The following is a 12,598-nucleotide window of genomic DNA, read 5'->3' on the forward strand; positions in this document are numbered from 1 at the left end:
GGCGGGGGAGCCGAGTCGGGCAGTGAGGGACGGCTGTCGCGGCCGGGGTGTGGAGGGTCGCCGCGCTCAGACCGCCTCGGCGGTCTCGGGCAGCAGAGCGGTGAGCCGGTCGGTGAGCTGGACGACCTCGGCGACGTCGCGGAAGTCGCGGGCGGCCGTGTCGACGGTCTTGCGGAGCCGGGTGTTGACCCGTTCGGAGCGGACCCTCTTGGCGACGCCCAGGGCTCTCTCGACGAGGGCGGCGGACTGCTCGGGCTCCCGCTTGAGGAGGTGCACGGTGGCCATGCCGATCAGGTTGAGTGCGTACGAACGCTGGTGCTCGGTGTCCTTCTCGAAAAGGGCGACCGCGCGCTCCATGACGGGCTCGGCGAGGGAGGCGTACGTCGGGGAGCGCCCGGCGACGTAGGCCAGATCCCGGTACGAGTGGGAGTTCTCGCCGTTGAGCTCGGCCTCGGAGAAGAAGCGGATCCAGTCGGGCTCGGGCTCGCCGTCGAGGCCGACGTCGGCGAAAGTGTCCTCGGCCATGCGGACGGCCCGCTTGCACTTGGAGGGCTGGCCCATGTTCGCGTAGGCGCGGGCCTCCATCGCATACAGCATGGACTGGGTGCGCGCGGTGGCGCAGTCGCGGCTGCCGTACTGGGCGAGGTGGATGAGTTCGAGGGCGTCGTCGGGCCGCCCGAGGTGGATCATCTGACGGCTCATCGAGGAGAGGATGTACGAGCCGAGCGGCTTGTCGCCCGCTTCCTTGGCGGCGTGCAGGGCAAGGACGAAGTACTTCTGGGCGGTGGGCTGCAGGCCGACGTCGTAGCTCATCCATCCGGCCAGTTCGGCCAGTTCGGCTGCGCACTTGAACAGGCGCTGGGCGGTGGCGGCCGGCTGGGGCTCCTGGAGGAGGTCGGTGACCTCGTGGAGCTGGCCGACGACCGCCTTGCGGCGCAGCCCGCCGCCGCACTGGGCGTCCCACTGGCGGAACATGGCCGTGGTGGATTCGAGCAGGTCCAGCTCGCCCGGGGAGAGGCGGCCGGGGCGCCGGGTGTCGACGGCGGGTTCGGGACGCTCGGCCTCGCCGGCGGGGGTGGGTACGAGCCAGCGCTGCATGGGCTCGATGAGCGAGGGTCCGGCGGCGAGTGAGAGGGCGGAGCCGAGGAAGCCGCGGCGGGCGAGCATCAGGTCGCTGCGGGAGAACTCGCTGAGCAGGGCGACGGTCTGGGGTCCGGCCCAGGGCAGGTCGACACCGGAGACGGACGGCGACTGGTGGGCGGTGCGCAGTCCGAGGTCCTCGATGGCCACGACCGCGCCGAAGCGCTCGGAGAACAGCTCGGAGAGGATCCGCGGGATGGGTTCGCGGGGCTGCTCGCCGTCCAGCCAGCGGCGGACGCGGGAGGTGTCGGTGGAGATGTGGTGCGCGCCCATCTGACGTGCCCTGCGGTTCACTTGGCGCGCCAGCTCGCCCTTCGACCAGCCGCTGCGCACGAACCACGAGCTCAGCTGCTCGTTCGGGCGCTTGCCGGCAGTCGTAGCGTCTGCGCCGTTGCCGCCCACAGGAACGCCCCCATCCACGTCGATGTCTCTGTTGCGCGAACCCCTATCAGAATGCCGGGTGTTGCGGCGTTCGTCTGGAGCATGCACTCCTTCGAACAGGAAAGCGGGTTGCCTCCGGCATACCCATGCGCGCAGTGAACTCCTGGGTTCGAGCACCGAAAGTAATCCTACGATCACCCGTCTCGCGAGCTGGTTTCAAGAAACGCCACCATTCGCCACCCCTTCGAATGAACTCACCCGCCGGGGAACACGATTCACTTGACATGCGACGAACCAGGGTCGGCGGAGTGTTGCGCGAGGAGGCGCGCGCAACGGGCCGCACCACCTCGCCCGCGACCGTACGCCACCTCCGGCTACGGAGCGTGACGGTGGGGCTCCGAGTCGTAACCACCGGCGCGTTCGACCCGTTGGAGGGGGCATGGGCTTCACGATCGGCGGCATTCGCGAGATGCGGTCCGGCTCACGACGCCGCGTCCGCACGACAGAGTGCACAGCGGTGGCCGAGTACACAGGACTGTGGGGCTGGGACGTGGTCCCGGGAGCGCGGGCCGTCTCCGGCCAGTGCTCCTGCGGGGATCCGTCGTGTACGGCTCCGGGGGCGCATCCGCTCTCGTTCGCCGACGAGGTCCCGGCGGGCGCGGGCGTCGACGACGCGACCAAGGCGTGGTCGCGGTACCCGGGCGCGGCGCTGCTGTTGCCGGTGGGCCGGACCTTCGACGTGATCGAGGTCGCCGAGGCCGCGGGGCGCCGGGCGCTGGTCCGGCTGGAGCGCATGGGGCTGCCGCTGGGCCCGGTCTGCGCGACGCCGACGGGACGGGCGTGGTTCTTCGTGGCGCCGGGCGCGGCGGCGGAGCTGCCGCAGCTGCTGTACCGGATGGGCTGGGACGACGCGGACCTGGACCTTCGGGGCCTGGGGGCCGGCGCGCATGTGACGGCGCCGCCGTCGGACCTCGCCGGCCTGGGCCCGGTCCGCTGGCTGCGGCCCCCGACGCTGGACACGGCGGGCGCCCCACCGCAGGCGCGGCTCCTTCTGGGCACCCTGGCGTACGTCTGCCACCGCGCCGGCCCCAGGGCCTGAACGTAGCTGTTGTGGGCTGGGCCCACGCCTGACTGGCCCCCGTGCGGGCCCGGGCCCACGGCCTGAACGCCCTCCGTGCGGGCCGGGCCCACGGCCTGACCGGCCCTTGAACGGTCGCCGCCCCCGTGGGTGTGCCCACCCTCCCCCAGACTCCGTCCGGGGGGACCCCCAGCCCTGCGGGACGATTACCCACAACGGTTACGGGAGGGGGACGGACCCACCCGCGGGTGAAGCCCGCACCACGGGTGAGCCAGGTCCGCCGGCCGCTCCAGGTCTAGGCCCCGTCGCCGATCAGGGCGTCGACGAAGGCCCCCGGCTCGAAGGGAGCCAGGTCGTCCGGGCCCTCCCCCAGGCCGATCAGCTTGACCGGAACGCCCAGCTCCCGCTGGACCGCGATCACGATGCCGCCCTTGGCCGTGCCGTCGAGCTTGGTGAGCACGATGCCGGTGATGTCGACGACCTCGGCGAAGACGCGCGCCTGGACCAGGCCGTTCTGGCCCGTGGTGGCGTCCAGGACGAGCAGGACCTCGTCCAGCGGACCGTGCTTCTCGACGACCCGCTTCACCTTGCCGAGCTCGTCCATCAGGCCGGTCTTGGTGTGCAGTCGGCCGGCGGTGTCGATGAGGACGACGTCGGCGCCCTCCGCGATGCCCTCCTTGACCGCGTCGAAGGCGATCGACGCGGGGTCGCCGCCTTCGGGACCGCGTACGGTCCGGGCGCCGACCCGCTCGCCCCAGGTCTGGAGCTGGTCCGCCGCGGCGGCGCGGAAGGTGTCGGCCGCGCCGAGGACGACGGAGCGGCCGTCGGCGACCAGGACCCGGGCGAGCTTGCCGGTGGTCGTGGTCTTGCCGGTGCCGTTGACGCCGACGACCATGACGACGCCCGGGGTGCCCGGGTCGCTCTCGGTCTTCACGGCGCGGTCGAGGTCGGGGCCGAGGAGGGTGATGAGCTCCTCGCGGAGCAGGGCACGCAGCTCCTCGGGGGTGCGGGTACCGAGGACCCGGACGCGCTCGCGCAGGCGCTCGACCAGCTCCTGGGTGGGGGCGACGCCGACGTCGGCGGTGAGGAGGGTCTCCTCGATCTCCTCCCAGGTGTCCTCGTCGAGGTTGTCCCGCGACAGCAGCGTGAGCAGCCCCTTGCCGAGGGAGTTCTGCGAACGGGCGAGGCGGGCGCGGAGCCGTACGAGACGGCCCGCGGTCGGTTCCGGCACCTCGATCTCGGGCGCCGGCGGGGCGGCGACGACCGGGTCCTCGACGGCGGCCGGGGTCTCGACGGCCTCCTCGGCGGTCGGAAGGTCGACCTCCTCGATGGTCCGGCGTGGTTCTTCCCGCGGCGTCTCCGCCTCGTCGCCGACGTGCGGCTCGGCGGGCGGAGCGGTGATGGTCGGCGTGGTGGACGGCGCCTCGGGCGGCGGCAGCTGCTTCTTCTTGCGGCCGCTGATCACGAGCCCGCTGGTCACGGCGACGGCGACGACCAGGGCGATGACTACAGCAAGAATGAGTTCCATAACCCCACCAGTATGGCGTGGCCCGCCGCGTCACCCCGGGTGCCGCCCGCCGGGGCGAGTCCCCCGCCGTCGGGCGGTCAGGGGCGGCGGCCCGCGTACGGCCGGGATCGTCCGCCGACGGGTGGAGGATCGGTACGACCGGCGCCAAGGGGTCTTTATGTGGACCTTTGCTGGATTACATACGATGCTGGTGCACTTGGCGCGCGCTTCGACCGCCCGCCCTCCCCCGGAGCCCCACCTCTGTACGGAGTACCTCCCATGCCCCACGCCCCCGCGCGCGAGCCAGAAGGCGCGATATCCGGCGGCCAGGCCGCCGAACGCGCCGTCGAGACCCGTGGTCTCGAACCCGTCCCCGATGCCGAGCGCACCGGCCACGTACGGGAGCTGTTCCCGACCTGGGTCGCCGCCAACATCAGTGTGCTTCTTCTCACGATGGGCGCGGGTCTGATCGTCTTCAACGGCCTGAACTTCTGGCAGGTCCTCGTCGTCGCGACGGCCGCGCCGATCCTCTCGTACGGGATCGTCGGCCTGATCTCGATCGCCGGCAAGCGGGGCGGCTCCCCCGGCATGGCGCTGTCGCGGGCCGTCTTCGGGCAGCGCGGCAACCTCTTCCCCGGGTCGCTGATCTGGGTGGCCCGCTGGGGCTGGGAGACCATCAACGCGGTCACCGGCGCCTACGCCGTGCTGACCGTGCTCGATCTGCTCTTCGGCATCGCGTCGAACACCGCGCTGATCGTCGTCACACTGCTGCTCTTCGTCGCCTGCACCTTCCTGGTGTCCGGGCTCGGCATCAACGCCCTGCGGGTGTGCAGCAAGTGGTCGACGTACCTCTTCGGCGCCTTCTCCGTCCTCGTCCTGGTCTATCTGGTGGCGAACACGGACTGGTCGGCGGTCTTCGACAAGCCGGCCGGTTCGACGGCGATGATGATCGCGGGTATCGGCACCATCGCGGCGGGCGGTATCAGCTGGGTCCCGTCCGGCCCGGACTTCACCCGCTATCTGCCCCGTACGGCCTCCTCGAAGGCGATGGTCGGCTCCACGATCGGCGGCGCCGGCATCGTCGTGCTGCCGATGGTCCTGATGGGCGCGGTCATGGCGGTGGCGACGCCCGGTCTGGCCTCGGCTCAGGACCCGGTCTCGTTCATCGGTGAGCTGCTGCCGGCCTGGATCTCCGTCCCGTACCTGCTCATCGCGCTGATCGGGATGCTGCTGATCAACTCGATGTCGATGTACTCGGCGGGGTTCACCGCCCAGACCCTCGGCATCAAGGTGTCGCGCGCCGCGGCGGTGAGCGTGAACGCCGTGATCAGCCTGGTCTTCGGCTTCCTCCTGATGGTGGTGGCGACCAGCTTCATCGGCTCGTTCATCTCCTTCCTGACGCTGCTCGCGGTGGCGTTCTCCGCGTGGATCGGCGTCTTCGGCGTCGACATGCTGCGCCGCCGGTCGTACGACGGGGTGGCGCTGATGGACACCACGCGCACGAGCGCCTACTGGTACCGGGGCGGCTTCGCCTGGCAGGCGATGACGGCCTGGGCCGTGGCGCTGGCCGCCGGTCTGCTGTTCACCAAGGTCGACTGGTTCTCCGGTCCGCTCGCCTCGTCCTGGATCGGGGAGAACGGCCTCGGCTGGGCGGCGACGATCGTGGTCGCGGGCGTGCTGTACGCCGTGCTGCCGCGGGCCGCGGTCCACGCACCGGCGGAGCCCGCCGAGGCCCGCGAGACCGTCTCCACCGTTTCCATCTGACGCTACGTCAGATACCGTCCCCCTTCGCCGGCTTCCCACGCGCGGAGGGGGACTTCCCATGCCGTTCACCGTCGTACGGTTCAACCTCGTCGATCCGCATGCCACCCCCGAGTCCCTCTCGGAGCGCTACCGCGCCGCCCTCGCCATGGCCGCCTACGCCGACGAGCACGGCGTCGCCACCGTCCAGACCGAGGAGCACCACGGCGCCGCCAACAACTGGCTGCCCTCCCCCTTCGCCTTCGCGGGCGCGGTCTTCGGGGCGACGAAGAGGATCGCGGTCACCGTCTCGGCGATCATCGGGCCGCTCCACGACCCCTTGCGGCTCGCCGAGGAGATCGCCGTCCTGGATCTGCTGAGCGCAGGGCGGCTGGTGACGGTCGCGGGCATCGGCTACCGCCCGGAGGAGTACGAGGAGCGCGGGGTCGACTGGGGCCGCCGCGGCAAGCTGCAGGACCTGCTCCTGGAGACCCTGCTGAAGGCGTGGTCCGGCGAGCCCTTCACATACCAGGGCCGTACGGTACGGGTCACTCCGCGGCCCTTCACCCGGCCTCATCCGCTGCTGCTGGTGGGCGGTTCCTCGAAGGCGGCGGCGCGGCGGGCGGCCCGGCTCGGGCTGCCGTTCTTCCCGAGCGCGCACCTGCCGGAGCTGGAGACGTACTACCGGGAGCGGTGCGCGGAGTACGGCACGGAGGGCTGGACGATGATGCCGGCCGAGCGGACCCCGCTGCTGCACCTCGCGGAGGACCCGGACCGGTCCTGGGAGCTGTACGGGGAGCACTTCCTGCACGAGGCGCGGACGTACGCCTCCTGGCAGTCGAAGGACATCCGCTCGGCGGTGCGCTCGACGGCGACGACGGTCGCGGAGCTGCGGGCCGAGGGGGTGTACCGGATCGTCACGCCGGACGAGTGCGTGGCCCTGGGCGGGGAGCTGGAGAGCCTGGTGTTCCATCCGCTGTGCGGCGGGATGCCGGTCGAGGAGGGGTGGCGCGGTCTGCGTCTGCTGGGGGAGACGGTGCTGCCCCGGCTCACGGCATAGGGCCGTGGGCCGGGGCAGTTCCGATCACGAGGAGAGGGGCAGCGGGGATTAGCCCATCTCCTCCAACGCCTTGCCCTTGGTCTCCTTGACGTACCTGAGCACGAAGGGGATGGAGAGCACGGCGAAGACCGTGTAGATCACGTACGTACCGGAGAGGTTCCAGTCCGCCAGGGACGGGAAGCTCGCGGTGATGGCCCAGTTGGCGATCCACTGCGCGGAGGCGGCGACGCCGAGGGCGGCGGCGCGGATCCGGTTGGGGAACATCTCGCCGAGGAAGACCCAGACCACCACGCCCCACGAGAGGGCGAAGAAGAGCACGAAGACATGGGCGGCGACGAGCGCCACGACGCCCTGGGTCTCGGGCAGCTTGCCGTCGACGAGGTCGGCGGAGAAGGCCCATGCCTCGACGGCGAGGGCGACGGCCATGCCGATGGAGCCGACGAGCGCGAGGGGCTTGCGGCCCACCCGGTCGACCAGGACCATCGCGATCACGGTGCCGACGATGTTGATGATCGACGTGGTGAACGAGTAGAAGAACGAGCTTGAGGGGTCGATGCCGACCGACTGCCAGAGCGTCGCGGAGTAGTAGAAGGCGACGTTGATGCCGACGAGCTGCTGGAAGACCGAGAGTCCGATGCCGACCCAGACGATGGGGAGCAGCTTGAAGCGGCCGCCGGCCACGAGCAGGTCCTTGAAGGTGGACTTGTGCTCGCTGCGCATGGCGCGGTCGATCTCGGCGACGCGGCGGTCGAGGTCGACGCCGTGCCCCTCGACCTCCGCGAGGACTTCCTTCGCCCGGTCGACCTTGCCGACGGAGATGAGGAAGCGGGGGGACTCGGGGATGGCGAAGGAGAGCAGACCGTAGAGCAGGGCGGGGACGACCATCACGCCGAGCATCCACTGCCAGGCCTCGAGGCCGGCGATCTCACCGCGCTGGTCGCCGTCGGCGAGCTGCAGGATGCCGTAGTTGACCAGCTGGGAGATGGCGATGCCGATGACGATGGCGGCCTGCTGGAAGGAGCCGAGGCGACCGCGGTAGGCGGCGGGGGCGACCTCGGCGATGTACGCCGGGCCGATCACCGAGGCCATGCCGATGGCGAAGCCGCCGACGATCCGCCAGAAGGCGAGGTCCCACAGGGCGAAGGGCAGGGCGGAGCCCACGGCGCTGACGCTGAAGAGCACGGCGGCGATCTGCATGCAGCGGATGCGGCCGATGCGGTCGGCGATCCGGCCGGCGGTCGCGGCGCCGATGGCACAGCCGATCAGGGCGATCGCGATGACCTGGGCCAGGGTGCCGGAGCCGATGTCGTAGCGGTCCCGGATAGCCTCGACGGCGCCGTTGATGACGGAGCTGTCGTATCCGAAGAGGAAACCACCCATCGCGGCGGACGCCGTGATGAAGATGACGTGGCCGAGGTGGTCCGGGTGGGCGGCTCGGCCTTCGGAAGGCGGCGGCGTGGGCGCCTGCGCGGTGCTGGTCACATGGACTCCTGGGGGCTCCGGCAGCGTCGCCGGGGCGTGGGGGGGCGAGCCCTTCCAGTGGCGCACAACATGACGCCGCCCACCACGTGAAGGTAAAAGCAACGTTGCAGAGACTATTCCTTCAAGTTTCGAAGTCAAGACCTGATGTTGTATGACTTTAAACCTGCGGCGTGGCGCCTTGAGTTCAAGACTTGTAGTTGATCACCGCAGGCGCTGGCTGATGACCTTCGAGACGCCGTCGCCCTGCATGGAGACGCCGTACAGCGCGTCCGCGACCTCCATCGTCCGCTTCTGGTGCGTGATGACGATGAGCTGCGAGGACTCCTGGAGCTCCTGCATGATCCGGATGAGCCGCTGGAGGTTGGTGTCGTCCAAGGCCGCCTCCACCTCGTCCATGACGTAGAACGGGCTGGGGCGGGCCTTGAAGATGGAGACCAGGAGCGCCACGGCGGTCAGCGAGCGCTCGCCGCCGGAGAGCAGCGAGAGGCGCTTGACCTTCTTGCCCGGCGGCCGGGCCTCCACGTCGACACCGGTGGTGAGCATGTTGTCGGGGTCGGTCAGGATCAGCCGGCCATCGCCGCCGGGGAAGAGACGCGAGAAGACGCCCTCGAACTCACGGGCGGTGTCCCGGTACGCCTCGGTGAAGACCTGCTCGACGCGGAGGTCGACCTCCTTCACGACCTGAAGGAGGTCCGCGCGGGTCTTCTTCAGGTCCTCCAGCTGCTCGGAGAGGAACTTGTGCCGGTCCTCCAGCGCCGCGAACTCCTCCAGGGCCAGCGGGTTCACCTTGCCGAGCTGTTGGTACGCCCGTTCGGCGGCCTTCAGCCGCTTCTCCTGCTCCGAACGGACGAAGGGGCGGGGCTGGTTGCGCGGGTGGTCCGGGTCTTCCGGCAGCTCCTCGCCCTCGGCGGGCGGCGACGGCGGTACGAGGTGATGGGGGCCGTACTCGGAGACCAGGCCGGCCGGCTCGACGCCCAGCTCCTCCAGGGCCTTGGTCTCCAGCTGCTCGATCCGCAGCCGCTTCTCCGCGCCGAGGACCTCACCGCGGTGGACGGAGTCGGTGAGCTTGTCCAGCTCGGCCTTCAGCTCGCGGCCCCGGTTCCGGGCGGCGGCCAAGCCCTGCTCGCGGGCGCTCTTGGCCGCGTCGGCGAGCACGCGCTCCTGCTCGGCCCGGACCAGGGAGACCTCGATGTGGGCCAGCAGCTGCCGGGCGCCCGCGGCGACCGCGCCGGCGACCTCCGCCTCATGGTGCAGCCGGGCGCGGCGCTGCTCGGCACGCGCGCGTGCCTCGCGTTCGGCCCTGGCCGCCCGGTCGAGGGAGTCGGCGCGGCCCGCGAGGCCCTTGACCCGTTCCTCATGGGTACGGAGCTGGAGCCGGGCCTCCATCTCGGTCTGGCGGGCGTTGGCGCCGTCGGCGGCGAGCCGGTCGCGCACGGAGGTGTCGGGCTCCTCCTCGGCCGGGGTCTCCTCGGCCACGAGCAGGCGCTCGGCCAGCTCCTCGGCCTCGTACAGCGCCTTCTCCAGCGCTTCTTCCGCGCGGGCGGCCGCCGCGGTGGTGCGCTCGGCCTCCCCGGCGGCGGCGCGGGCCTGGCCGGCGAGGCGGCCGAACTCCTTGGCGACGGCCGACTTCTCGCGGTCCGCGGCGCGACGGCGTTCGGCCAGCTCCTCGACGAGCGCGGCGGCGGTGCGGCGGCGCTCTGTGGCCTCCCGCTGGGCGGCGGCCAGCTCCTCGCACCGTACGGCCAGCTCCTCCAGCTCGGTCGCGGCTTCGTCGACGGACGCCTGCACCTCGAGGAGGCTGGGCGCCCCGGCGGAGCCTCCATGGGCGAAGTGGGCCCCCAGCAGGTCCCCCTCGGCGGTGACGGCGGTGAGACCCGGCTGGGCGTAGACGAGCTCCTCGGCCTCCTCCAGCGTCCCGACCACCACGATCCCGTCGAGCAACCGGCGCACGGCGCCCATGAGTTCCTCGGGTCCACGGACGAGGGAGACGGCGTACGGATACGGGTGCGCCGCGGGGCGCGGAGACGGCGCGGGTGAGTGGGAGTCCCGCCCGACGGCGTCCGGCACGGCGTCTCCTGCGGCATCCGGCGCGAGCTCGTCGGCGGGCCGGGAGGCCCGGCCTCCGTTCAGCGCGGCATCGGGCGCTGGCCCGCCGGAGGCCCGGCCGACGGCTTCCGGCACGGCGTCTCGAGCGGCGTCTCCCGCGGCGGCCGGCGCGAGCCCGTCGGCGAGCAGGGAGGCCTGGCCTCCGTTCGGCGCGGCATCGGGCGCGGGCCCGTCCGTGCGGGCGGTCGGTGTCCTGGGCTCGGCGGACGCGTGCGCCCCCGGGCCGGCCTCGTCGGCGGAGGGCCCGTACGTCTCCGCTCCCGTCAGGAGCAGCGCCGCGCGGCCCGCGTCCTGTTTGCGCAGCAGGCGCAGGGCCTCGGCGGCCGCGGCGGGGCCGGAGACGGCGACCGCGTCCGCCGCCGCGCCGAGAGCGGTGGCGACGGGGATCTCGTATCCCGGGGTGACGGTGAGCAGTTCCGCGGCCGGGCCGAGCAGTCCGCTCAGCCTGTCGCGGGCGCCGAGCAGCGCTCCCGTACCGTCCTTGCGGCGAAGCCCCAGGGACAGGGCCTCGTGGCGGGCCCGGGTCGCCGCGCGGCTGCGGTCGGCCTCCGTGGCGGCCTCGCGGGCGGCCGTCAGGGCCGACTCGGCCTCGGCGAGGTCCCGGCGGGCGGCCTCGTACCGCTCCCCCAGTTCCGTGTCGTCCGCGTCGAGCCCGTCGACCTCGGCCTTGAGCTGCTCGTACTCCTCCTGGGCGGCGACGGCCCGCTCCTGGGCCTCGTCCCTGGCGGCGGCGAGCCGGTCGATCTCGGCCTGGGCGGACGCGGCGCGCGAGCGGGCGGCGTTGACCTGGCCGTGCAGCCGGGCGAGCCCCTCCCGGCGGTCGGCGATGGCGCGGGCCACGTCCTTGAGGCGGCGCTCCTCCACCGCGAGCTCGCGCTCCAGTTCGGCGCGGTGGGCGACGGTGTCCTCCAGGGCGCGCTCGGCGGCCTCCAGCGCGGCCGCGAGCTCCGCCTCCTGCTCGCGGATACGGGCGGCCTCGCGTTCCATGTCCTCCGGATCGCGTCCGCGCCGCTCCTCGGGCGGCTGGGCGGTCGCGCTCTTCACGCGCGCGTCGGCGAGCGAGACGGTGCCCCGGACCCGCTCGGCGAGCTGGGAGAGTTCGTACCAGGTCTGCTGGGCGCGCTGGAGGCGCGGGGCGAGTCTGCGTACCTCGTCCTCCAGGTCCGCCTCGGTCGCGAGCGCCGCCTTGAGCTCGCGCTCGGCGCTCTCCTTGCGTTCCTTGAGCGCGGCCTCGTCGGCGACCTCGGCCTTCAGCGCCTCCTGGAGCCGTACGAGATCGTCGGAGAGAAGGCGCAGCCGGGCGTCGCGCAGGTCGGCCTGGATGACGGCGGCCCGGCGGGCGACCGCCGCCTGCCGGCCGAGCGGTTTGAGCTGGCGGCGCAGTTCGTCGGTGAGGTCCTGCACGCGCGCGAGGTTGGCCTGCATCGCGTCGAGCTTCCGCAGCGCCTTCTCCTTGCGCTTGCGGTGCTTGAGGACGCCGGCCGCCTCCTCGATGAAGGCGCGGCGCCCCATCGGGTCGGCGTGCAGGACGGAGTCGAGCTGCCCCTGACCGACGATGACGTGCATCTCGCGGCCGATGCCGGAGTCGGAGAGCAGGTCCTGGATGTCGAGCAGCCGGCAGGTGTCGCCGTTGATCTGGTACTCGCTGCTGCCGCCCCGGAACATGATCCGGGTGATCGTCACCTCGGCGTAGTCGATGGGCAGCGCGCCGTCGGAGTTGTCGATGGTCAGCGAGACCTCGGCGCGGCCCAGCGGCGGCCGCCCGGTCGTGCCGGCGAAGATGACGTCCTCCATCTTGCCGCCGCGCAGCGACTTGGCGCCCTGCTCTCCCATGACCCAGGACAGGGCGTCGACGACGTTGGACTTGCCGGATCCGTTCGGCCCCACGACACACGTGATTCCCGGTTCGAACCGCAGCGTGGTGGCGGAGGCGAACGACTTGAAACCGCGGAGGGTCAGGGCCTTGAGATGCACGCCCCCGGACTCTACCTGGGGTCACGCGTTTCACCCGTGAAGGTGCAGGGCACACCCTCCCCAGAAGAGGGGTGGGACATGGGGGACCCAGGAAAGCATCGGGACTCAAGAAAGAAGGGACGCCGAAGCG

General features: G+C 71.9%; 7 protein-coding genes. 3 read left to right on the plus strand and 4 right to left on the minus strand.

Annotated features, from left to right (window positions below; translation table 11 throughout):
- Positions 1-66 precede the first annotated feature (66 nt).
- A complete protein-coding gene (locus ACFYV5_RS06840) occupies positions 67-1,542 on the minus strand; it encodes a hypothetical protein (RefSeq protein WP_355107403.1) in 1,476 nt (491 codons plus the stop codon).
- A 418-nt stretch (positions 1,543-1,960) separates the two neighbouring features.
- On the opposite strand from ACFYV5_RS06840, the gene ACFYV5_RS06845 reads away from it, so the two are divergent.
- Entirely contained in the window at positions 1,961-2,620 is a 660-nt protein-coding gene (locus tag ACFYV5_RS06845) for a bifunctional DNA primase/polymerase (protein WP_389165339.1), read from the plus strand.
- A gap of 274 nt (positions 2,621-2,894) precedes the next feature.
- On the opposite strand, the gene ftsY is transcribed toward ACFYV5_RS06845, so the two are convergent.
- Positions 2,895-4,127, minus strand: a complete 1,233-nt coding sequence (gene ftsY / locus ACFYV5_RS06850) for a signal recognition particle-docking protein FtsY (RefSeq protein ID WP_355107407.1) — start codon at positions 4,125-4,127, stop codon at positions 2,895-2,897.
- A 258-nt stretch (positions 4,128-4,385) separates the two neighbouring features.
- Between ftsY and ACFYV5_RS06855 the strand changes: the two genes are divergently transcribed.
- Positions 4,386-5,870 (plus strand): cytosine permease, encoded by a 1,485-nt coding sequence (locus ACFYV5_RS06855; RefSeq protein ID WP_389165341.1) that lies wholly within the window; start codon positions 4,386-4,388, stop codon positions 5,868-5,870.
- A 58-nt stretch (positions 5,871-5,928) separates the two neighbouring features.
- The gene (locus ACFYV5_RS06860) at positions 5,929-6,906 is read left to right on the plus strand and encodes an LLM class flavin-dependent oxidoreductase (protein ID WP_389165343.1); all 978 of its coding nucleotides are present in this window, start codon (positions 5,929-5,931) and stop codon (positions 6,904-6,906) included.
- 48 nt (positions 6,907-6,954) lie between these two features.
- On the opposite strand, the gene ACFYV5_RS06865 is transcribed toward ACFYV5_RS06860, so the two are convergent.
- On the minus strand, positions 6,955-8,388 hold the full coding sequence (locus ACFYV5_RS06865) for a sugar porter family MFS transporter (protein WP_355107413.1): 1,434 nt from the start codon (positions 8,386-8,388) through the stop codon (positions 6,955-6,957).
- 201 nt (positions 8,389-8,589) lie between these two features.
- Entirely contained in the window at positions 8,590-12,468 is a 3,879-nt protein-coding gene (locus ACFYV5_RS06870) for an AAA family ATPase (RefSeq protein ID WP_389165346.1), read from the minus strand.
- Positions 12,469-12,598 lie beyond the last annotated feature (130 nt).

This window comes from Streptomyces sp. NPDC003035 (genome assembly GCF_042888285.1).
Taxonomy (GTDB): domain Bacteria; phylum Actinomycetota; class Actinomycetes; order Streptomycetales; family Streptomycetaceae; genus Streptomyces.

Excerpts from the sequence above, each read along its gene's own strand:
- ACFYV5_RS06845 (WP_389165339.1), top strand. The coding sequence starts at position 1,961 with ATGGGCTTCACGATCGGCGGCATTCGCGAGATGCGGTCCGGCTCACGA.
- ftsY (WP_355107407.1), bottom strand. The coding sequence starts at position 4,127 with ATGGAACTCATTCTTGCTGTAGTCATCGCCCTGGTCGTCGCCGTCGCC.
- ACFYV5_RS06855 (WP_389165341.1), top strand. The coding sequence starts at position 4,386 with ATGCCCCACGCCCCCGCGCGCGAGCCAGAAGGCGCGATATCCGGCGGC.
- ACFYV5_RS06860 (WP_389165343.1), top strand. The coding sequence starts at position 5,929 with ATGCCGTTCACCGTCGTACGGTTCAACCTCGTCGATCCGCATGCCACC.